The 21,476-nt window shown below is 69.6% G+C and carries 22 protein-coding genes; 6 read left to right on the top strand and 16 right to left on the bottom strand.

All coding sequences use genetic code 11. The features are described from left to right. Positions 1-2 precede the first annotated feature (2 nt). The 4 genes from J2S55_RS24040 to typA all read right to left on the bottom strand — a co-directional run bounded on the left by J2S55_RS24040 (position 3) and on the right by typA (position 5,306). Positions 3-1,619 (bottom strand): YncE family protein, encoded by a 1,617-nt coding sequence (locus J2S55_RS24040; RefSeq protein ID WP_306865126.1) that lies wholly within the window; start codon positions 1,617-1,619, stop codon positions 3-5. A gap of 174 nt (positions 1,620-1,793) precedes the next feature. Continuing rightward, a complete protein-coding gene (locus J2S55_RS24045; RefSeq protein ID WP_306865128.1) occupies positions 1,794-2,042 on the bottom strand; it encodes a DUF397 domain-containing protein in 249 nt (82 codons plus the stop codon). Between the two features lie 297 nt (positions 2,043-2,339). Beyond that, positions 2,340-3,050 (bottom strand): superoxide dismutase family protein, encoded by a 711-nt coding sequence (locus tag J2S55_RS24050; RefSeq protein ID WP_306865129.1) that lies wholly within the window; start codon positions 3,048-3,050, stop codon positions 2,340-2,342. 402 nt (positions 3,051-3,452) lie between these two features. Then, positions 3,453-5,306 carry a translational GTPase TypA gene (typA, locus tag J2S55_RS24055; RefSeq protein ID WP_306865132.1) on the bottom strand — a complete coding sequence of 618 codons (1,854 nt, stop codon included), beginning with the start codon at positions 5,304-5,306 and terminating at the stop codon, positions 3,453-3,455. 186 nt (positions 5,307-5,492) lie between these two features. Between typA and J2S55_RS24060 the strand changes: the two genes are divergently transcribed. From J2S55_RS24060 to J2S55_RS24070, 3 genes are all read left to right on the top strand, one after another. Then, complete coding sequence (locus J2S55_RS24060) at positions 5,493-6,284, top strand: alpha/beta hydrolase (protein WP_306865135.1); 792 nt, start codon at positions 5,493-5,495, stop codon at positions 6,282-6,284. Between the two features lie 69 nt (positions 6,285-6,353). Further along, positions 6,354-8,396, top strand: coding sequence for a phosphate acetyltransferase (pta, locus tag J2S55_RS24065; RefSeq protein ID WP_306865136.1), 2,043 nt, complete (start codon positions 6,354-6,356; stop codon positions 8,394-8,396). Further along, entirely contained in the window at positions 8,393-9,529 is a 1,137-nt protein-coding gene (locus J2S55_RS24070; protein ID WP_306865140.1) for an acetate/propionate family kinase, read from the top strand. Before pta ends, J2S55_RS24070 begins: the two co-directional genes overlap by 4 nt. A gap of 211 nt (positions 9,530-9,740) precedes the next feature. Here J2S55_RS24070 and J2S55_RS24075 read toward each other — a convergent pair whose 3' ends face one another. Continuing rightward, positions 9,741-11,174 (bottom strand): aldehyde dehydrogenase, encoded by a 1,434-nt coding sequence (locus J2S55_RS24075; RefSeq protein ID WP_306865143.1) that lies wholly within the window; start codon positions 11,172-11,174, stop codon positions 9,741-9,743. Between the two features lie 329 nt (positions 11,175-11,503). Between J2S55_RS24075 and J2S55_RS24080 the strand changes: the two genes are divergently transcribed. Further along, on the top strand, positions 11,504-12,415 hold the full coding sequence (locus tag J2S55_RS24080; RefSeq protein ID WP_306865145.1) for a VldE C-terminal domain-containing protein: 912 nt from the start codon (positions 11,504-11,506) through the stop codon (positions 12,413-12,415). 44 nt (positions 12,416-12,459) lie between these two features. Here the strand turns inward: J2S55_RS24080 and J2S55_RS24085 are convergent, their stop codons facing one another. The 9 genes from J2S55_RS24085 to J2S55_RS24125 form a co-directional block, all read right to left on the bottom strand. Further along, positions 12,460-13,683, bottom strand: a complete 1,224-nt coding sequence (locus tag J2S55_RS24085; RefSeq protein ID WP_306865149.1) for a tyrosine-type recombinase/integrase — start codon at positions 13,681-13,683, stop codon at positions 12,460-12,462. Then, the gene (locus tag J2S55_RS24090) at positions 13,680-13,856 is read right to left on the bottom strand and encodes a helix-turn-helix transcriptional regulator (protein WP_306865152.1); all 177 of its coding nucleotides are present in this window, start codon (positions 13,854-13,856) and stop codon (positions 13,680-13,682) included. Before J2S55_RS24090 ends, J2S55_RS24085 begins: the two co-directional genes overlap by 4 nt. After that, positions 13,843-15,186: a replication initiator gene (locus J2S55_RS24095; protein WP_370879796.1), complete on the bottom strand. Its 1,344-nt coding sequence runs from the start codon at positions 15,184-15,186 to the stop codon at positions 13,843-13,845. Before J2S55_RS24095 ends, J2S55_RS24090 begins: the two co-directional genes overlap by 14 nt. Positions 15,187-15,318: 132 nt before the next feature. Further along, complete coding sequence (locus tag J2S55_RS24100; RefSeq protein ID WP_306865158.1) at positions 15,319-15,441, bottom strand: hypothetical protein; 123 nt, start codon at positions 15,439-15,441, stop codon at positions 15,319-15,321. Further along, entirely contained in the window at positions 15,438-15,608 is a 171-nt protein-coding gene (locus tag J2S55_RS24105) for a hypothetical protein (RefSeq protein WP_306865161.1), read from the bottom strand. The genes J2S55_RS24100 and J2S55_RS24105 overlap by 4 nt, the downstream gene beginning before the upstream one ends. 16 nt (positions 15,609-15,624) lie before the next feature. Beyond that, positions 15,625-15,981, bottom strand: a complete 357-nt coding sequence (locus J2S55_RS24110; protein WP_306865164.1) for a hypothetical protein — start codon at positions 15,979-15,981, stop codon at positions 15,625-15,627. Positions 15,982-15,995: 14 nt separating this feature from the next. Then, a complete protein-coding gene (locus J2S55_RS24115; protein WP_306865167.1) occupies positions 15,996-16,637 on the bottom strand; it encodes a DUF2637 domain-containing protein in 642 nt (213 codons plus the stop codon). Between the two features lie 6 nt (positions 16,638-16,643). Continuing rightward, positions 16,644-18,026, bottom strand: a complete 1,383-nt coding sequence (locus tag J2S55_RS24120) for an FtsK/SpoIIIE domain-containing protein (RefSeq protein ID WP_306865170.1) — start codon at positions 18,024-18,026, stop codon at positions 16,644-16,646. Next, on the bottom strand, positions 18,019-18,360 hold the full coding sequence (locus J2S55_RS24125; RefSeq protein WP_306865174.1) for an SCO3933 family regulatory protein: 342 nt from the start codon (positions 18,358-18,360) through the stop codon (positions 18,019-18,021). The genes J2S55_RS24120 and J2S55_RS24125 overlap by 8 nt, the downstream gene beginning before the upstream one ends. A 144-nt stretch (positions 18,361-18,504) precedes the next feature. Here J2S55_RS24125 and J2S55_RS24130 point away from each other — a divergent pair, with 144 nt between their 5' ends. Then, the gene (locus J2S55_RS24130) at positions 18,505-18,891 is read left to right on the top strand and encodes a GntR family transcriptional regulator (protein WP_306865176.1); all 387 of its coding nucleotides are present in this window, start codon (positions 18,505-18,507) and stop codon (positions 18,889-18,891) included. A gap of 193 nt (positions 18,892-19,084) precedes the next feature. Here the strand turns inward: J2S55_RS24130 and J2S55_RS24135 are convergent, their stop codons facing one another. Together J2S55_RS24135 and J2S55_RS24140 are read right to left on the bottom strand one after the other, a co-directional pair. Beyond that, positions 19,085-20,302, bottom strand: a complete 1,218-nt coding sequence (locus J2S55_RS24135; protein ID WP_306865178.1) for a helix-turn-helix domain-containing protein — start codon at positions 20,300-20,302, stop codon at positions 19,085-19,087. A gap of 254 nt (positions 20,303-20,556) precedes the next feature. Then, positions 20,557-20,853: a hypothetical protein gene (locus J2S55_RS24140; protein WP_306865181.1), complete on the bottom strand. Its 297-nt coding sequence runs from the start codon at positions 20,851-20,853 to the stop codon at positions 20,557-20,559. A 345-nt stretch (positions 20,854-21,198) separates the two neighbouring features. Between J2S55_RS24140 and J2S55_RS24145 the strand changes: the two genes are divergently transcribed. Then, positions 21,199-21,474: a GntR family transcriptional regulator gene (locus J2S55_RS24145; protein WP_306865183.1), complete on the top strand. Its 276-nt coding sequence runs from the start codon at positions 21,199-21,201 to the stop codon at positions 21,472-21,474. The last annotated feature ends 2 nt before the right edge of the window (positions 21,475-21,476 follow it).

Consider the following 21,476-nt stretch of genomic DNA (forward strand, 5'->3'; position numbering starts at 1 on the left):
CCTCACCGGAGGATCCCGGTGCGGCCGAGCGGGTAGCGTCCGGGCTGGGGATAGACGGACAGGCCGTGCGGACCGGCGCCGACCTTGATCTTGCGGATGAGACGGCCGGCACGGGTGTCGAACACGTAGACGACGCCGTCGTAGCGCCCGGACAGCCACAGGCGGCTGCCGTCGGCCGAGACCCCGCCCATGTCCGGCGAACCGCCGCCGGGTATGTGCCAGGTGTCGACCGGGCGGCGGAGCGCCAAGGAGATGACCGTGACCGATCCGGCGCCGCGGTTGGACACGTACAGCAGCCGCGAGTCCCGGCTGACGTAGAGCCCGTGGGCGCCCCGGCCGGTCCCGATGAAACCCGTGACCCGGAACTTCTCGGCGTCGACGAGCCACACGCCGCGTCTGGCCATGTCGGCGACGTAGAAGGTGGTGCCGTCGGGGGAGAGCCTGACGTCCTGCGGCATGTTGGCGCCGAGCCTGCCGGTCTCCGGCATGTGGCCGGGCAGGACGGCGTCATGCCCGTTGCTCCGGGACAGGCCGTTGCGCCGGGACAGGCCGCCGCTCCCGGTGTGACTGCCCCGCATGCCGTGGTCGTGCGCGGTGCCGCGCTGCATGCCGTGGCTCTGCGCGGTGCCGCGCTGCGTGTCATGGTTCCGCGCGGTGCCGCGCTGCGTGTCATGGTTCCGCGCGGTGCCGCGCTGCGTGTCATGGCTCTGCGCGATGCCGCGCTGTGTGCCGTTGTTCCGCGTGGCGCCGGGCCGGGCGCCACCGCGCCAGGTGGTGCCGCGCCGGGTGGTGCCGTCCGCCAGGTCGATGACGGCGCGGATCTTCCGGGTCGCCATGTCGACGGCGACCAGATGTCCGGAGAGCTGGCAACTGACGAGGAAGGTCTTCCGGTCGGCGGTGAAATCCGCGTGGTTGATCCCCCTGCACGGCAGGTTCATGGAGTGCCGGAGCCTCATGGTGCGGGGGGCGAGGAAGTCGAGCCGGTTCTCCCGCTCGGCCAGCACCAGGGCGGTGCGGCCGTCCGGGGTGAAGTACAGGTTGTAGGGGTCGTCCACGTGCACCGGCTTTCCGGGCCTGCCGGTCCTGGGGTCGATCGGCGTCAGCGAGTCGTCGTCGGTGTTGTTGACCCAGAGAGTCTTCATGTCCCACGACGGGACGACGTGCTGCGGCCGCCGGCCGACCTCGAAGGTGCGGAGCACCCGGTAGGTGCGCGGGTCGATCACGGTGACGGTGTCGCTCTCGCTGTTGGGCACGTATACCCGCTCGGGGAATCTCGCGGCGGCCGGGCCGAGCATGCCGGGCCGGCCATGGGCGTAGGCGTCCGGCGGCGTGGTGCCGGAGGCGGAGCCGGGGAGCGCGGGGCCCGTGACGCCGGGGAACAGCGGAGCGGTGCCGGGGAGCACCGGGGCGGCGGAGGCGCCGCCCGGTGTGGCCGATCCTGCGGCCGGCATGCCCGGCGTGCCGCCGGGCCGCACCCCGCCGGCGGTCGCGGCGGTCCCGCCGGGTGAGAGCGGGTCCGGCGCCGGGCCGCTCCCGCAGGCGGACAGGGCGCACGCGACCATCCCGATCAGGGGGATGACCGCGACACGCCGTCGCCGCTCGCGTTCCAGCCGCCGCATGGCCTGCCCCTCCGGTCCGGTCCCGGCCCTCCGGCCGGCTACGGAAACGCTAGGAGCGGGCGGGTCAGCAAATGCTCAACTCGTGGTCAGCACCGCGCCCGCCTTTTCCGCGTCCCGTGAGCCGCCTACCTTTCCCGTGCCGGAACCGGCCGGTATCAAGGAGCAGAACATAGGTTATGACCCGGTCGGTTCCGTAAGGTCGAATTCGGATGCTTTGATGCCTTTGGTGAATGCGTTCCATTCGGTGAGGGTGAAGTAGAGGACGGGCCCCGAAGGGTCTGTGCTGTCGCGGACGGCATGGGTGGCGTCGCGCTTGCGCTCCGGCCGGTGGGCGGTGCTTCCGAGCTCGGCCACCTCGACGCAGTCACCGCCGTTGCTGCTGCTGAAACTCGATTTCCGCCACGTGAGATTGCTCGGGTCCATCTCTTCTCTGCCATTCTCTCGACGAATGCCGTTGACATGCTGAGCGGTAATGCCCCGACGCGGAGGGCCTCGAATAACCGCACTCCTTCCGCGACCTCCGACAGGTCACCGGTGATGAGGCCGTAAACGGCCGCATCTGGATACGTTACCTCGGTAACGATTTCAAAGTGGCAGAAAATCTCATTTATTCTGGCCCGCCTGCCGGACCGAGCGGATTCACGGGCTCCACCCGTCGCGGAGCGGTCCTCCGGGCCGGATGTCCGGAAGAGGCCCGGGCGCACGGCCGGGACCTGCCCCCTAACGCCGGACGATCACGCCGCAGGCGATGCGGCCACCGGAGTCGCCCGTCTTGAGCGTCTCGGCGTCCGGGCCGCTCCCGCCCCCCTTGAGCTTGTAGCGCTTGGGGATGTTGGCCTGGTTGTCCGGCCGGGCGTGGACGATGACGGAGCTGCCGTCCCCGTCGAGGAGCTGCCGCACCCGGAAGCGGTCGGTCACGTCGGTGGCCCTGCCGACGCCGTCCTTGCCGACCAGGAGGCTGGGCAGGTCACCGGAGTGGCCGGGGTGCGGGCCCGGGCCGAGGTTGAAGTGGGGGCCCGCGCTGAAGAAGGGGCTGCCGGTGGCGGGGTCGGTCGACCTGGGGTCGCAGACGCCCTTGTTGTGGATGTGGAAGCCGTGGTAGCCGGGGGGCAGGCCGCGGACCCGGACCCTGAGCCTGACCTTGCCGTCGTCCCTGGTGTCGATGCGCAGCAGGCCGACCTGGTTGCCGTCGACGTCCTTGATCTCGGCGCGGGCCGACGCGCCCGCCTGGCCGGTCGGGCTCGGCGATCCGGTCGGGCTCGGTGACCCGGTCGGGCTCGGCGAGATGTACGGGCTGGTCGGGGCAGATGGACTGGTCGGGCCGGATGGGCCGGTCGGGCCGGGTGTGGGCGTTACCGCGGCCGTGGCGGCGGCGCCGGCCGTTCCCGCCCCGAGCGCGAGGGCCAGTGCCAGATGAGACCCGGGAAGCATGAGCGTCCCCCTACGGTTGCTGTCCCCCGTCGCGGAGGATCCGCGTTTCCCCTCCCCCCGGAGGTCGCGGCGGAGGGGCCTGAAAGGTTCTCCTCCTTCGAGTATCGGACGGTGCCCATGCCGTCCGGTCGGGAGGGGGCCGTGCGGCACGGAGGGAGGGCGCCGGGGAACGGGAGGACCTGGGAGCGGGAGGGCCTGAGAACGCGGAAAGGCGCCGGACCGCGAGGGTCCGGCGCCCTTGTCAGCACCTCTCCGTCAGCACCTCTCCGTCCGCACTTCTTCGGCGCGGAGGCGGGTCACCGTACGGCTCCCGCCTGGAAGCCCGGTACCACCGTACGGTTCCCGCGCGGAGGGCGGGTCACCGTACGGAGGCGGTAGGCCGTGCGGAGGCCGGGGGGACGGTCAGTTGCCGCGCTTGGCGCGGGCGGCGGAGCGGCCGCGGGTCGCGGCGTCCAGGACGACCTTGCGGATGCGCACGGTCTCCGGGGTGATCTCCACGCACTCGTCCTCGCGGATGAACTCCAGCGCCTGCTCCAGCGAGAGCTGGCGCGGCGGGATCAGGGTCTCCGTCACGTCAGCCGTGGAGGAGCGCATGTTGGTGAGCTTCTTCTCCTTGGTGATGTTGACGTCCATGTCGTCGGAGCGTGAGTTCTCACCGATGATCATGCCCTCGTAGACCTCGGTGGTCGGCGTGACGAACAGGATGCCGCGCTCCTGCAGGTTCGTCATCGCGAAGGCGGTGACCGGACCGGGGCGGTCGGCCACCAGCGAGCCGTTGTTACGGGTGCGCAGCTCGCCGAACCACGGTTCGTAGGCCTCGAAGACGTGGTGCACCAGGCCGGTGCCGCGGGTCTCGGTCAGGAACTCGGTCCGGAAGCCGATCAGGCCGCGGGCCGGGACCACGAACTCCATCCGGATCCAGCCGGTGCCATGGTTGGTCATGTGCTCCATGCGGCCCTTGCGGACGGCCAGCAGCTGGGTGACCGCCCCGAGGTATTCCTCCGGGCAGTCGACGGTCAGCCGCTCGACCGGCTCGTGCACCTTGCCGTCGACGACCTTGGTGACCACCTGGGGCTTGCCGACGGTCAGCTCGTAGCCCTCACGGCGCATCTGCTCGACCAGGATGGCCAGCGCCAGCTCGCCACGGCCCTGGACCTCCCAGGCGTCGGGACGGTCGGTCTGCAGGACGCGCAGCGACACGTTGCCGATGAGCTCCTTGTCGAGGCGGTCCTTGACCATGCGGGCGGTGACCTTGGAACCCTTGACCTTGCCGACCAGCGGCGAGGTGTTGGTGCCGATGGTCATCGAGATGGCGGGCTCGTCGACGGTGATCAGCGGCAGCGGGCGCGGGTCGTCGGGGTCGGCCAGGGTCTCGCCGATCATGATGTCCGGGATGCCGGCGATCGCGATGATGTCACCGGGGCCCGCCTGCTCGGCGGGCTTGCGCTCCAGCGCCTCGGTCATCAGCAGCTCGGTGATCTTCACCTTCTGGATGGTGCCGTCGGTGCGGCACCAGGCGACCTGCTGGCCCTTCTTGATGGTGCCCTGGTGGACGCGGCAGAGCGCGATCCGGCCCAGGTAGGAGGAGGCGTCCAGGTTGGTGACGTGCGCCTGCAGCGGGGCGGACGGGTCGTAGGTCGGCGCGGGGATCGTGTCCTTGATGACCTGGAACAGCGGCTCCAGGTCCTCGGAGTCGGGCATCCCGGCGTCTTCCGGACGGTTCAGCGAGGCGCGGCCGGCCTTGGCCGAGGCGTAGACGATCGGGAAGTCGATCTGCTCCTCGGTGGCGTCGAGGTCCATGAAGAGCTCGTAGACCTCGTCCACGACCTCCTTGATCCGGGCGTCGGGGCGGTCGACCTTGTTGATGCACAGGATGACCGGCATCTTGGCGGCGAACGCCTTGCGCAGCACGAACCGGGTCTGCGGCAGCGGGCCCTCGGAGGCGTCCACCAGCAGCACGACGCCGTCCACCATCGACAGGCCGCGCTCGACCTCGCCGCCGAAGTCGGCGTGGCCGGGGGTGTCGATGATGTTGAGGGTCATGTCGCCGTGCCTGACGGCGGTGTTCTTCGCGAGAATGGTGATGCCCTTCTCGCGCTCGAGGTCGTTGGAGTCCATGACACGGTCGTCCACGTCCTGGTTGGCCCGGAAGGCGCCGGACTGCCAGAGCATGGCATCCACGAGAGTGGTCTTGCCGTGGTCGACGTGCGCGATGATCGCGATGTTCCGCAGGTCGTCGCGGCTGTTCAAAGGCATGATGGGAGTCTCACTCTGTGATCGTGGAGGCTGGCCGCGGACGGTGCGGCCCTACCATTTTAATTGATCCGCACAATCACTCTCACGTCGTGGTCGGACGGAACATGTCAGTTCACCTTCCCGACACCTTTCCGCCGTGCGGTCCCCGGCCTCAGATCCAGGTCAAACCCGCTCTAAGCTCGGGGCATGCCTTTAGCGCCATCGTTCGCCGCGATGCTCATGACCGAGGACGGAGTCCGGATCGACGCCGCGCACACCCCGTCACGCGGGGCGGCCGAACTGGGGATCGTGCTGGCGCACGGGTTCACCGGATCGCTACGGGAGCGCCCCACGCGGCGGATCGCTCATGTGCTGAGCGGATTCGGCGGGGTGGTCTCGTTCGACTTCCGGGGGCACGGCCGGTCGGGGGGTGAGTCGACCGTGGGGGACCTGGAGATCCTGGACCTGGACGCGGCCGTACGGCATACCCGGATGATCGGCTACACCAGGGTCGCCGTCGTCGGGTTCTCCATGGGCGCGGCGGTGGCCGTACGGCACGCCGGGTGGCACGGGCAGGACGGGGCCTCGGGTGAGAGCGCTCCCCGGCCGGGCAGGCCCGACGCGGTGGTCGCGGTCAGCGCGCCCGCGCGGTGGTACTACCGGGAGACCCGGCCGATGCGCCAGGTGCACTGGGCGATCGAGCAGCCGCTGGGGCGGTGGGCCGCGCGGGTGGGCAAGCGGACGCGGATCAGGAAGGGCGTGTGGGACCCGGTGCCGTCGGCGCCCCATGAGGCGGCCGCCCACATCTCCCCGACGCCGCTGCTGGTCGTGCACGGCGACGCCGACGACTTCTTCCCCCTCGACCACGCGCACCAGATCTACGGGGCCGCCCGGGAGCCGAAGGAGCTGTGGATCGAGCCCGGATACGGTCACGCGGAGTCGGCGGCCACACCGGCGCTGATCCGCCGGATCGGGGAGTGGGTCGCCGCCGGTCCCTGAACCCTGGCAGGTGTTCACCCTTGCGGGGGAGGCATGACAGAGGATGCGTCGAGACGAGGAGTAGTGCATATGCGGAGCATCTACGTGGCCGGTCTCGGCCGCGGCGATGGCAGGCAGATCGTCGAGCTGGGCCTGATGGAGCTGCTCACCCGCCACGTGGAGCGGGTCGGGGTGTTCCGGCCGATCACCGGGGCGGGCGACGACCGCACGCTCGAACTGCTGAACGCCCGCTACCGCCCGGCGGTCTCGGCGATCGGGGTCACGGCCGAGGACGCCGCGGAGATCTACGCGCACAAGGGCACCGAGGAGCTCGTCGCCCGGTTGGTGGCCCGCTTCCACGCGCTGGAGCGCGAGTGCGACGCGCTGCTGGTGCTGGGCAGCTCCTTCGACACCGACGACCTCCCGCGCGAGCTGGCCCTCAACGCCCGGCTCGCCGCCGAGTTCGGCGCCCCGGTGATCGTGGTGGTGGGCGCGCACGGCGAGCAGGCCGCCGAGATCGCGATGGAGATGCGCACCGGCTACCAGGTCTTCTCGGACCTGGGCAGCACGGTGCTGGCGGTGGTCGCCAACCGGGTGCCGCGGGGGATGAAGGTGGAGCCGGAGCTGCCGGTGCCCTGCTACGTCATCCCCGAGCACCCCTCGCTGTCGGCGCCGACGGTCGGCCAGGTGCTGCAGGCGGTGTCGGCCAAGCAGATCCAGGGGGACGAGGACGGGCTGCGCCGGGACGTCCTCGGGTTCGTGTTCGGCGGGGCCACCCTCCCGCTGTTCCTGGAGTACCTGACCGACGGGGCCCTGGTGATCACGCCGGGCGACCGGGCGGACCTGCTGCTCGTCTCGGTGGCGGCCGACACGGCCGGTACGGCGAGGCCGTCCGGCGTGGTGCTGACGGTGGGGGAGGAGCCCACGGAGGCCGTCAAGGCCCTCACCGCCCGCCTGGCGCCCGGCATGCCGGTGCTGGCGGCCACCGCGGACAGCTTCACCGTGGCCACCACCCTGGGCGGCCTGGAGGGACGGCTGACCGCCGACAACCCCCGCAAGATCGAGACGGCTCTCGGCCACTTCGAGACCCACGTGGACACCGCTGACCTGGCCGACCGGATCGAGCTGGCCCGCTCCGACCGGGTCACCCCGATGATGTTCGAGCACACGCTGCTGGAGCGGGCGCGGGCCGACCGGCGGCACATCGTGCTGCCGGAGGGCGAGGAGGACCGGATCCTCCGGGCCGCCGACATCCTCCTGCGGCGCGGCATCGTCGACCTCACCCTGCTGGGCCGGGAGGAGGTGGTCCGGCGGCGGATCGGCGACCTCGGCCTCGACCTGTCCGGCGTGCGCGTCGTCGACCCGCTGACCTCCCCGCTGCGCGACTCCTTCGCCGCGGAGTACGCCGAGCTCCGGGCGCACAAGGGCATGACCCTGGAGCGGGCCATGGACGTGGTCACCGACGCCAACTTCTTCGGCACGATGATGCTGCGCCGGGGCGCCGTGGACGGCATGGTCTCCGGCGCCGCGCACACCACCGCCGCCACGATCCTGCCGGCGTTCCAGATCATCAAGACGGTCCCCGGCACCTCGATCGTCTCCTCGGTGTTCTTCATGTGCCTGGCCGACCGGGTGCTCGTCTACGGCGACTGCGCGATCAACCCCGATCCCGACGCCGAGCAGCTCGCCGACATCGCCGTCTCCTCGGCCCGTACGGCGCAGCGCTTCGGCGTCGAGCCGCGGGTGGCGATGCTGTCGTACTCCACCGGCCACTCCGGCAGCGGCGCCGACGTGGACAAGGTCCGCCACGCCACCGCCCTGGTCATGGAGCGGGCGCCGGACCTGCTGGTCGAGGGGCCCATCCAGTACGACGCCGCGGTGGACGCCAGGGTCGCCGCCGCCAAGCTGCCCGGCTCCCAGGTCGCGGGCCGGGCGACCGTGCTGATCTTCCCGGACCTGAACACCGGCAACAACACCTACAAGGCCGTGCAGCGCTCGGCCGGGGCCGTCGCGGTCGGACCCGTCCTGCAGGGGCTCCGCAGGCCGGTCAACGACCTGTCGCGGGGCGCGCTGGTCACCGACATCGTGAGCACCGTGGCCATCACCGCCATCCAGGCACAGGAGGCGTCTTGAGCCGCGTACTGGTGCTCAACACCGGATCCTCCTCCGTGAAGTACCGGCTCCTGTCCGGTGACGAGCGGCTGGCCTCCGGGACGGTCGAGCGGATCGGCGAGGCCGGGTCCCCGGTGAGCGACCACGACGCGGCCCTGAAGGTCGTCGCGACCGAGCTGGCCGACAAGGGCCTCGGACTCGACTCCCCGGAGCTGACCGCGATCGGGCACCGGGTGGTGCACGGCGGCAGGACCTTCACCGAGCCCACCCTGATCACCGAGGAGGTGATCAGGAAGATCGAGGAGCTCGTCCCGCTCGCCCCGCTGCACAACCCGGCCAACCTGACGGGCATCGTGGTCGCCCGCAGGCTCCGTCCCGACCTGCCGCAGGTCGCGGTCTTCGACACCGCCTTCCACTCCACGATCCCCCCGGCCGCCGCGACCTACGCGATCGACCGCGAGGTGGCCGAGCGGCTGGGCATCCGCCGCTACGGCTTCCACGGCACCTCGCACGCCTACGTCTCCCGCGAGGCCGCCCGCGCCGTGGGCCGGCCGCTGGGCAACGTGATCGTTCTCCACCTGGGCAACGGCGCGAGCGCCTCGGCGGTGTCGGCCGGGCGGTGCGTGGACACCTCCATGGGCATGACCCCGCTCGAAGGGCTCGTCATGGGCACCCGCAGCGGCGACCTGGACCCGGCGGTGGTCCTCTATCTGGGCCGGACCGGGGGCATGTCCCTTGAGGAGATCGACACGCTGCTCAACCGGCGCGGCGGCATGCTCGGGCTCTGCGGCGACAACGACATGCGCGCGGTGCAGGAGCGGCTGGCCGCCGGTGACCCGGATGCCGAGCTCGCCTTCTCGGTCTACTGCCACCGGCTGCGCAAATACGTCGGCGCCTACTACGCCGTGCTCGGCACGGTGGACGTGATCGCGTTCACCGGGGGTGTGGGGGAGAACTCGCCGCTGGTCAGGCAGACCGCGCTGGCCGGCCTGGAGGCGCTCGGCATCGCCGTGGACCCGGCGCGCAACCAGCGGGGAGAGCGGCTGATCTCGGCCGACGGCGCGGCCGTGAAGGTCGCGGTCATCCCGACGGACGAGGAGCTGGAGATCGCCCGCGAAACTCTTGAGGTTGTTTCGCGAACCAATCGCGGATAAATGCCGTCTACCTACAGCGGACGGATGAAACCCGCCGGGAGAGGTCCACGGGACATCGACCACCGCCCGACGGTGACCGATGGGACATACTTTCTGTAGTCAGGCGGTGGCCCAGCGTCGCGGGGGCGTGCTGGGCCGTCCGTCCGCCATCGCGTCCGCGACGTGCCCGTACGGCTCCGCGGAGCCGTACGGGCACGTCCTGGCGGAGATCTCAGCCCAGGCGGGCGATCGACTTGTACTCCAGGTAGGCGCTCAGCCCCTCGGGCCCGAGCTCGCGGCCGAGGCCGCTGCTCTTGAAGCCGCCGAACGGGGAACTGGTCTCGATCATGTAGAGGTTGACGCCGTAGGTGCCGGCGCGCACCTGGCGGGCGATGTCCATGCCGTGCTCGGTGTCGGAGGTCCACACCGTCCCGGCGAGGCCGTAGTCGCTGTCGTTGGCGATCCGGACCGCGTCGGCCTCGTCCTCGTAGGGGATCACGGCCAGCACCGGGCCGAAGATCTCCTCGCGCGCGATGCGCATCTCGTTGGTGGCCCCGGCGAAGACGGTCGGGGCCACGTACCAGCCCCGGTCGTGGGGGCGCTCCAGGCCGCCGACGACCGGCTTGGCGCCCTCGTCGATGCCGATCCTGATGTAGTCCTGGACCCGCTCCTGCTGCCGCTTGGCGACCAGCGGGCCGATGCCGGTCGCGGGGTCGGCGGGGTCGCCGACCGGCATGCCGCGGACCATCGCGGCGACCGCGTCCACGACTTCGTCGTAGCGGTTGCGCGAGGCCAGGATGCGGGTCTGGGCGATGCAGGCCTGGCCGTTGTTCATCAGCGAGGCGATCGACAGGAAGCCCATCGCCGAGGGCAGGTCGCAGTCGTCCAGGATGATCGCGGCCGACTTGCCGCCGAGCTCCAGGGTGCACCGCTTGAGCTGCTCGCCGCAGATCGCGGCGATCCGGCGGCCGGCCGCGGTGGAGCCGGTGAAGGCGACCTTGTCCACCCCGGGGTGGGAGACCAGGTGCTCGCCCGCCTCGCGCCCCGCGGCGACGATGTTGACGACGCCGTCGGGGATGCCCGCCTCCTTGACCATCTCGGCCAGCAGGTAGGCGTCCAGCGGGGTCTCGGGGGCGGGCTTGACCACGACCGTGCAGCCGGCGAGGAGGGCGGGGGCCAGCTTGATCATGATGACGAACTGGGGGACGTTCCACGGGACCACGGCGGCGACCACGCCGACCGGCTCGCGGCGGACGGTCACCGGGCCGAAGGTGCCCGGCCGTTCCTCCTCGACGGGGAAGGTCCTGCCGAGCGCGGCGTAGTACTGCAGCATGCCGAGCGGCTGCGGGGCCTGCGCCATCTGGGAGAAGGTGATGGGCGAGCCCATCTCCAGCGTGATGGTCTCGGCGATCTCGGCCTGGCGGGCCGCGTAGATCTCGGCGAGCCGGTCGAGGACGGCGGCGCGCTCGGGCATCGTCATCCGGGGCCAGGGGCCGTGGTCGAACGCCTGGCGGGCGGCGGCCACCGCCCGGTCCATGTCGGCGGGGGTCCCGTCGGGGACGCGGCCGACGACCTCCTCGGTGTGGGGCGAGACGACGTCGATGGTCCCGGTGCCCGCGGGGGCCACCCAGTCGCCCCCGATGAACAGCGTGTCGTGCTGACGCATGATCTGTTGCCTCCTGGTGGGCGGGCCGGAGTCGATATTTGAGCTAATGCTTGTTCGGACAGTGTCTTCCGCCAGGGAGGGCTCCACAAGGTCCCCCCACTGTGGAGACCGAATCATGTTCTGTCGACGCTGGCAAGGGGGCGCCCCGGGTCCCGGATCCCGAGCCCCGCATCCCCGCGAGGTCGCCGCCGCGGCATTTGTTTAAAGCACCGCAGACTGGTAGATAGTTCGTCAATGGTGCGCGGGTTCCGCCGTTCCGGTGGCGGGCCTCAAGATCGTCTTCTATAGTTTCGCTCCGTCCATGAGGGGGCTCTGGAGGTGAGCGAAGCGTGAGATCGACTCGCTCGGCCACGCTGGGCGTCGTGCTCGCCGCGCTGCTCCTGACCCCCGTCATGGCCGGTGCCGCCGCCCAGCGCGCGGCCAAGCCCGACCCCGAGGCCGAGCTCCGCCGGCTCACCCGCGAGGCGAGCCAGATCAACAAGGACTACCGCGGCCAGGTGCAGAGCCTGGAGGAGACCCGGGTCCAGGCCAGCAAGGCCGCCGCCAACGCCAAGAGCCTGAAGCGGGCACTGACCAACGCCAAGGCCGACATCGCCCGCATCGTCCAGACCACCTACATGGGCGGCGTGCTGGACGGCACCAACATGCTGAGCTTCGACGGCGACCCCTCCCTCGCCCTCAGCCAGGCCGCGACCATGTCCTACCTGGCCAGCCAGCGCGCCACCCAGCTCAACCGGATCCAGGAGCTGATCAAGAAGGCCAAGGACGCCGAGAAGGCCGCGGACGCGAAGATCGTCAGCCTCAAGAAGGACATCGCCGACCTGAAGAAGAACCGGGTCCGGATCGAGGGGCTCCTGGCCAAATACGGCTTCCAGACCCCCTCCGGCAGCGACGGCCTGACCGCCCGCACGGTCGCCATGCGCAACATGGTGCTGCAGTCCTTCCCGATGCCCTACGGCTACGGCTGCCTGCGCCCCGGCGACCCCGGCGACCACGGCAGCGGCCGGGCCTGCGACTTCATGATGAGCACCGGCGGCCGGATCCCGACCGCCGAGGCCAAGGAACGCGGTGACCGCCTCGCCCAGTGGGCCATCTCCAAGGGCCCCCAGATCGGGGTCATGTACATCATCTGGCAGCAGAAGTACTACGACGTCCGGACCGGCACCGGCTGGAAGCTGATGTCCGACCGCGGCGGCAACACCGCCAACCACCTGGACCACGTCCACATCTCGATGTTCTGATCCGCCAGGCTGCCGACCTGCGGTGATCTCGTTTGGTGGGGCTCTCAGGGCACATCCAGGGCACATCGGCCCGTCGCCCACGCGTCCTCGACGGCCTGCCGCATGCGCTCCTCGCTGGAGGGCATCAGGTGCGTGTAGGTCCGCAGGGTGAAGCCGGGGTCGGCGTGCCCCAGGAAGTCGGCCACGGCCTTGATGGACACGCCCCGCTCCAGCAGCACCGAGGCGAAGTGGTGGCGGAGCATGTGGAAGCCGTTCTCCCGGGTCGCCGGAATGCCGGCCTTGGCCAGGGTGGGCTTCCAGACGAAGCGGTTGAACTCGATGCGGTTGATCGCGCTGCGCAGCCTGGTCGTGAAGACCAGCTCCGCCGAGTGCGGCGGCCCGTCCACTGTGCGCCAGGGCAACGTGATCTCGACCGGCGCGAAGGTCTCCCGGTGATCCGACAGGCGCAGGGCGAGACTCTCGGGGAGGGGAACGTCCCGGACTTTTCCGCCCTTCGGGAGCGCGAAGAGCATGCGGCGATCGTTGAGCAGCTTGACCTGTCGCCGCACATGGACGACTCCGGCCGCAAGGTCGATGTCGTCGACGGCCAGGCCGAACGCCTCACCCTGACGGAGCCCGAGCGCCGCAGCCGTCTGCACCATGACCTCATAGCGCCGCGTGACGGCACCGGCCACGGTCTTCACCTGCTCCACCGACCACGGCCTGATCTTCTTGGACTCCGCTTTCGGTGGCTTCACCGATCCCGCATGGCAGGGATTCTTGGGAATGAGGTCGTCGTCCACCGCGGCGTTCAGGAGCGCGGAGAAGTGGGCGAAGACGGTCCGGACGTAGTTCGGCGCGAGCTTCACCTGAAGGCCGCGCAACCACATCTGAAGGAGACTGGGGCGCAACTCCCGCAACTCCTTCTTCCCGAGAGTGGGGTAGACGTGGAGCCGTAGGCGGATCTCCACCAACTCGTATGACGACCGGTCGAAGGTCTGCGCGGCGAGCCACTGATCCCCGTACTCCTTGACTGTGATCTTCCCCGCGTTCGGGTCGACGTAGGTTCCGCGGTTCAAGTCACTGGTGATCTGGGCGTCGAACGCTTCGGCGCAGGTGTTCGGGTCCTTACCGGCTTTCTTGGGGAAGTTCCTCTTGCGCTGTGCTCCGGACTCGTCACGCCAACGCACCTGCCAGCGGTCGCCTATGCCGTACTCGGAGCTCCGGACCTTCTTGGTGACGCCGTCCGGCTGCTTCTCCATCTTGTGCCAGCGGTCGTAGACGGTCATGGCTGCCTCCGCACCCAGGCCACGACGTCTTCCGGCAGGTAGCGGATGTGACGGCCGACCTTGTGGCTCTCCGGGCCGGTGCCGAGGTGGCGCCACTGGTAGAGCGTGGCGACGGGCACCCGGAGGAAATGCGAGGTCTCCAACACACCCCAGAGGCGGTCATCGAGGGTCATCTGGCCCCCAGGAGTGAGGCGTGCCGGTAAGCGCGCTTACCAGAAGCGCGTCACCGGCCGAGAGGCCCTTCCCGGCGTACTCCCAGTGGGAGATCACGAGGACGGTGTCCTCGTCGAAGAGGGGAAGCCGCCCGGTGGTGACGGCCTCACCGCGCATGTACTCGGCGCGTTCCTGACGGATGTCGCCGAGGGTGGTGGAGTAGCGGCGGCTCTTGGTGGAGAAGTGGCCGCGGAAGCCGAGCATGTGGGCCCACTGGACGAGCCGGAGGTCGGCCAGTCCGTCGAGCACACCCAGGCGCAGGCACTCGGCGATGAGGCGCCGGGGGTGATCGCGGAGGTCGAAGGCGGTCAGGTCGTCGAGAGGGTTGATACGCCGGTCCAGGGTGCCGACGCACTCGGCGGCCTTGGTGGCGTACTTGGCGATGTAGCCGGCCACCGCCTGGTCGGTGAGCTCGCCGTCCATGGTGATCTGCCGGACGTCGAGCTGAGCACCCCACTGGAAGGCCCGAACGGGCTCATCGGGCACCTCGGGAACGGTCACCGTGACGGCGGAGGCGGCGTGCCGTACGGCGTCGGCCAGCAGGTCGGCCGTCGCCCAGGCCGGAGGAGTCGTAGTGGGTCCGTCCGGGCCGTCGAGGCGGATCACGGCGTGGAAGTGGACGACGCCGCGGCGCTGGTACTCGGCGACCTTGGCGAAGGAGATCGTGACCTGGTCGCGGAGCTCGCGCTGTGTCAGTCCGGCGTTCTTGGCGACGCGGCGGCGCAGGGCTTCGGTGAAGCGGCGCCACAGTTCCGGGGACATGGCGTTGAACAGCACCGAGCCCGCGTAGTCGTAGCAGTCGGGGCACAGCGGTTCCCCGAGACAGGAATCGTCGGCCCCGTGCCGAGCCGTACAGGACATCACCGTGCCGTGCGGGCAGGTCTCGGCGTCGCGGCGAGCGTGGCAGGGCAGGACCTTGCCGTTCTTCTCCCGCCGGGTGTGGACGGTTCCGAAGGACGGCGCGGTGAAGGTGACGAACAGGCACGGGTGGGCGCTCACCGAGGCCGGGACGCCCTTCCCGCCGACCAGACCGGCGCGGACGAGTTGGTAGGTGTCGGCCCGGTAGGTCTCGGCGCAGGACGGGCAGCGACTCGCGCGGCGGGTCTTGCAGGGCACGCGGAGTACGCCGTCCGGCTCCAGGTGGGTGCTGTAGCGGTGGAGCAGTGTGCCGGTCGCCCGGTCCCAGTGCTCTACTTTGCCCCGCAGATGGATCGGCTGTCGGCAGCCGCCGGTCCGCTTGATCTGGGAGGCCCAGCGCTCGTAGTGGGGATCGCGGAGCCGGGAGACCATCCCGGCCACCGCGTGTGGATCGGTCAGGTTGGGCAAGATGGGTTCCGTCCTATCCAGAGTGATCTGTGAGGGATGGCCCCCGGCCTGGCGCGGAACTTGGCGGTTGTGTGGCCAGGCGGGGGGCGCTCACGGCTATGCGCCGTGGTTGTCGATTCCGATGCCGTCGCAGTCGGGACAGGTCTCACCGTCGCCGGTGACGCCGGTCCCGTTGCAGGTGCAGCAGCGGGAGTGGATCACCGGGAGCAGGCCGGTCACCGGGCACTCCTGATCTCGCGCGGGATGATGTCGACGAAGACCCGGTAGTTCCTGGGCCGGACGCGGTCGGGGAAGGCTCGCGAGACCGAGGTCACGGTGAAGATCTCGCGGAGGCGGAACATGCTGTAGGTGATCTCGGCGTGGGTGCCGTCGAGGCGGATGCGCATGGTGGTTGTCCTTCGGTCAGGCGGCGTGGACGGTGTCGGTGTCGGGGGTGACGCAGTCGCGGTAGCTGGTGAGGGCCTCGTGCCGGGCGCGGGCGCCGGCGAGGATGGCGACGGCCTCGTAGGAGATCGGCCCGAAATGCCGGGCGGTCATGTAGTGGTCGTGGGGCAGGTGGACCGGGTCGATCTCGGTGCCGAGGAGCTCGGCGATCCGGTCGACCTCCGCGCACATCTCGGAGTCGGTCACGCGCTCCGGGAAGTAGTGGACGGGGATCGAGGCTCTCGGGATGGGGATCTCGGGGTTGGCCTCTACGAAGTCGGCCAGCTCGCGCAGTCCGGTGATGAAGGCCGTACGGCGCTTGGGGTCGGTGGACATGGGTGGTGCTCCCTTCACAGGGCTTCCGGCGCGGTCCGCAGTAGGCGGAGCAGGTCGGAGGCGAGTTGATCGGACACGCCCAGGCGGGCGCGCAGCAGGTCACGGGTGATCGGCTTGCCGTGCTTGGCGTGGTGCTCGTCGACCATGCGCCGGGCGTAGTCGAGGAGCGCGGGGGACGGTCCGGGGGCGTCGCCTTGGTCGTCCTCGGTGGCGGGGATGAGAGCCGGGACGGAAGACGGCGCGGCTGACGGTTCGGGGGACGGCTCCGGGCGGGGGCCGGTCGCCCGCCGTTCGAGCATGGAGACGGCCACCAGGAACGCCGCCGCGGGTGTCGCGGCGGTGAGCCAGCCCCACACGGAGGCTTCGGCCTGGTGGAGGTTGGCGGCCAGGGACAGGACGATCCCGGCGACGAGGACGGAGGTCGGCCAGGAGACCCAGCCGTTCCGCTCGCGCCCGGTCTCCTTGTCGCGCTGCCGCTCGCGGGCGGCCATGACGCAGGTCAGGTCGACGCACACGGCCACGGCCCAGGCCATCGGGCCCGTCTGCCCGTGCTCTACCGCCGTCTGCCGGACGTGGGAGAAAGAGCCGGCACCGGCGATGAGCGCCAGGACGAGGACGGGACCGGAGTCCAGCAGCCAGGAGGCGAGGCGTCGCATGAGGGGTCAGCCCTTCCGGGGTTCCGGGACGACGGGGTCGGGAGTGAGGAACTGGGCGAGGTCGGCATCGGTCACCTCTGCGGAGTGCTCGCCGGTCGTGATGTCCGTCCATGAGGGGGTGAGGTCGGCGTACATCCGGGCCGCGTGCTCGGCGGCGGCTTCGGAGACGTAGAAGGATCGGGCCCGGTACCACTGGCCGTCCTGGGAGGCCACGATCGCGACGCCGGGTGTCTCGGAGGCGATCGCCCGTGCGGAGACCAGGGCCGCGGGGTCGAGGTCGCCGAGGGTCATGGTCGCGGTCTCGGGATCGTTGACCCGATGGCAGATCCGTCCCGAACACTGGGCACGCAGGGCCGTGACGCCGGGCCCGAGGTCGGAGCCGATCCGCTGGCCGCAGCAGAACAGGTAGATCCCGAAGGCCCGCCCGAGCTGGGCAACGCGGAGCAGGGCCGTGGAGGTCTTGGCGATCTCCTCTTTCTCGGACTTGTCGGCCATCAGATAGAGCTCGGCCAGCTCGTCGACCAGGACCACGACGGGGACCGGTCGCCGGTCCTCGGGAAGCTGCCAGATGTTCCGCGCGCCGGCCGTACGGCATGCGGTCATCCGGTCGACCATCAGCCTGACGAGGTCATCCAAGAGATCGACGCACTCCGCGCGGGACGTGGCCAGCGCCGACAGGCGAGGGCCGTACGGGGTGAACTCCACCCCGCCCTTGAGGTCGAAGCCGACCAGTGCCACCGGCTGAGAGGACAGACCGATGATCAGGGCGTTGGCCAGGTTCGACTTGCCGGACTGTGTGGCTCCCGCGTTGAGCCAGTGCGGGACCGTCCGGAAGTCGATGACCCAGGGCTTGCCCGTCTCCAATCGGCCGACGGTGACCTTAAGAAGCTCGGTCGAGAAGGGGAACCGGTCGACCCGGACCAGCGGGTCTCGGATGGTGGCGGCCAGGATGACCCGTCCGGGACGAGGGGACGAGACTCGGACGGCGTGCACGCCCCAGGAGTGCGCGAGCCGTTCGGCGACCTGGGCGTAGTCGTCAGGTATCTGCCCTTCCAGCAGGTGGAGCGTGACGCGCCAGCCGTACCGGGTCGGCAGGGGAAACCACATCCACGGCTTGGTGTCGACCGCGATCCGCTGGAACTTGCGCTTGACCCGGACGACGCCGGTCGAGGCGACCAGGCCGGGGACGGTGGTGAACCAGAAGCGCTGCCGCTTCTTGGTCAGGCCGCAGCCGAGGGCGACCTTGCGCCAGGTGAAGCGGACCGTGATGGCCGTCAGCGGGTAGCCGAGGCACAGCCAGAAGGACCGGTGGTGCCAGCGGTGCCAGGCCCAGAGCCCGGACGCCGAAGCGGCCAGGACTCCGAGTGTGATGAGGAAGCTGTCAGACACCGCGCGCCTCCACGGTGGAGACAGCGGGCAGGAGCGCCGAGGCCCGGTAGGCGATGCCCCAGCGTCCGGACAGCTCCCAGACGTAGCCGACCAGGCCGACCGGCTTGACCTCGTTGCCGGGGGCGACCGGAGGCTCTCCGACGACGCCGATCTTGACCAGCTCGATCTTGCCGAAGGTGTCCTCCACCGAGAACAGGACCTCGTAGACCGTCTGGCCGCTGGCCTTGTCGGTCTTGAGCTCGCCGGTCTCCTTGTTGACGATGCGCGGGCACGGGGCCTTCACGCAGATGAACTGGAGCCGGGTGACGTCGACGGGGATGGGGATGTTGCGCATGAGCTGTGAACCTCCAGGAGTGACTGTGCTAGTTATAAAGATACCTAGGTATCTAGGATTGTAAACCGACACAGCTAGGTTGCCTTCGAACTTCATTACAAGTTGCCCAGAGACCTAGATGCCTAGAACGGATACTGTGTGGTTATGGGCAACACTGACCGGCGCCGGCCTTACCTGCGGATCGCCGACGACATCCGCCGGGAGATGGCCGCCGGCCGGTACGCCGTGGGGGAGCAGCTTCCCGTTGCCCGGGAGCTGGCCGACAAGTACGGCGTCGCCATGATGACCATCGGCAACGCGCTGGCCGTACTGCGCGACGAGGGATTGATCGAGACCCGCCAGGGGTCCGGAAGCTTCGTGACCCGCATGCCGGAAGGCGGCGACGACCGCCAGGCCGTCACCGAGGAGCCCAGCGAGGAGTTCCTTCTCCTCTCGCAGCAGCTCCGGGAGATCCGGGAGCATGTGCAGAAGCTCAGCTTCAGGCTGGACGAGCTAGACGCTCGGACCCGTCCTGATCAACCCGAGCGGTGAGCCCGAGCGTGCGCCGCTGAAGTTCGGCGAGCTCGGTCGCGAGCTCCGCCAGTTCACGTAGCAAGATCTGCCGTTCGATCTCATTGAGACCCACGAGTACTGCCCCATTCGTTTAGGCAGGGTGCGAGCGCACCCTGTGGAACCTGATGGATGGGGAGCCATGCGCGGACAGGCTCACCGGACGAGCTTCGGATCAGCCCAGCCTCATCGCCTGGGCCAGGCTGGAGACCTCACGTTGGCGGAGATGCTTGCCGCTGTCACGGAGGTCACGCACGATGTTGCGGACTATGGGGCGGTTGCGGACGTGCTGGGGAGCGATGCGATCCGCGCGGATCAGCGCCTCCACCGCCTCGTTGTCCTTGCGGTTCATGTGGTAGCCCGCGGCTGTGCAGGTCCAGTAGTGGGCCTGTCTCTCCGACGAGGCGATCTCAGCGATCTCTACTTGCTCCGCCCTCGTGATTACGTCGCGCGGCCGGCCCAGTTCCATGCTGACCTCGACCGCGTGAATGGTCGTGTTGACCCGGTTGAACTGGGTCTGGAAGACGTTGCCGTTGGCCGGCAGCCGCTCGGCGATCTGCCAGGCTTCGGCCAGGTGGCTTTCGGCCTCTGACTGGTTCCACAGCCGGGAGAAGGCGACGGCCGCCCGGAGGTGAAGGGCTCCCCACAGGGACTTGATCGAGTCGTCGCCGGTCCCCACGTGGGGTTCGATCGCGTCGAGCGCGGACAGCGCCGCGTTCTTCGCCGGATCGAGCGCGGCCTCATGGAGCCAGACGCCGCACAGATCCCAGGACGCGGCGGCGACGAGCTCCGGAGAGCCGACCTGTTGAGCGGCGACGAGCTCCCGCTGTACGGCCGTCCACCCGAGGTCATGGTGACCGAGGAGGTTGGAGGAGACGCGCGCCATGTGGCAGGCCCGGAGCATCAGCGCCTCCGCCCGGTCGCGGTCCGCCGACGAGCCGGAGGTGATGAGCAGGAGATCGGTGATGATGCTCGGCAGCACCTCGCCGAGAGCGGTGAACTTGGCGTCCTGGCGGAGCTGTTCGGCGAGCCGGACGTTGGCCTCCAGGTCGTCGAGGCCCCGCGGTTCCCGGTTGCCCAGGAGCGCGGCCCCGCCCGGCATGGTGGCCTGCTGGAGAGCGAGACGGAGTCCCGGGATCGCCGAGTGGCCGGAGTCGAGTTCCTCCGTCTCGTGCCGGTACGGCTGGCCGGTGAGCTCGGCCATCTCCACCCCGAGCGCCTCGGCGAGCTGGCCGACGACACTCATCCGGTCGAGCGGCATCCGCCCGTTCTCCACCTTGGAGAGCCAGGAGACCGACCGGCCGATCTTCTCGGCGAGTGTGGCCTGATCCCAGCCCTTCCGGTGACGAGCCCGTGCGATTCTCTGGCCCGTCGTCATGTTCTCGGTGGCCACGTTCTCACCCTCCCTCTCGTCGTCTGGTTCGACGATAAGGCGGGTGATCCTCGTCACTGGCAGAAAAACTGCCAGTCGGGAAACACGTCTAGCCGCAGGTCGGCACTGACCTGCGGAAATGATTGGGAGTGGAGTTGTCATTCCTCGTACGCGACTTGCGTGGCCTGCCGTGTCGAGGATGTTCGATGAACCTTATGCCAGATTTGTCGCGTGGATATTCTCCTTATCGCTCCGACCGTATGAGGAGTGGAAAGTCATCGGGCCTGCCCCAGGAGGATGCGCAGCCACAGTTGCTCGATCTCACGGGTCCGCATCCAGGCGCTTTCATGTACGGCCACGCCGTCGTGCCGGTAGGTCCGGCGGACGAACGCCAGGCCGCCGGCCAAGCAGAACTCGTAGGTGATCCTCCGGCACGGGCAGGTGTGCTCACGGACTCGCACCCGGTCGGCCCGCGGTGCCTCCGTGCGCCATGCCACGAGCTCGTGATGGCTCTGCAGGGGAGCGACGTGGACCGAGTGGTAGGTCTCGGCGAGCCGGCCCGTACTGCTCATCGCGTCACCTCCGCGCCCTGAACGGCGACGAGTTCAGGGACGGCTCCATCGCGTCGCCCGAGCCGATGTGCCGGCGTGGCCCCTTCCTGCAGGTGCAGGCCGGGGACGAGGAAGGCATCGGTGAGCAGCGCAGCGGGCCGTGTCCCACGACGCCCTTCACGATCACCGCGGGACGCGATCCAAGAGAGGAAGTGGTCCCGGACCCGCTCCGACTCCGGGCCGCCGCTCACCGATGCCATGTGACGAGAGTAACCGAGCCTGTAAGTACCTGTCTATTCCATGGAGCTCCATGAAGCTTCATGAGTCAGTGTGAGGTGCCGTGAAGTGCCTTTCTACGGTCGTAGTGTGGCCAGATATGTCGAGCACACGCGCACGTGGGAGTTTGACGAGGACCGCTCCCGCTGGGAGCAGATCCTTGAGGTCCTGCTGTCCCGGATCGACTCGGGCGAGTGGGGACCCAAGTTCAAGATCTCCGAGGTCAAGCTGATGGAGGAGTTCGGCGTCGCACGCCCGACCATTCGCAAGGCCATGGAGCGCCTGCGCGAAGCCGGCAAGATCTACACCGTGCCCAACCTCGGCAGCTTCGTCAGCGTTGACGAGGATCACCGAGAGAAGGGCTGATC

Source organism: Streptosporangium brasiliense (assembly GCF_030811595.1).
Classification (GTDB): domain Bacteria; phylum Actinomycetota; class Actinomycetes; order Streptosporangiales; family Streptosporangiaceae; genus Streptosporangium; species Streptosporangium brasiliense.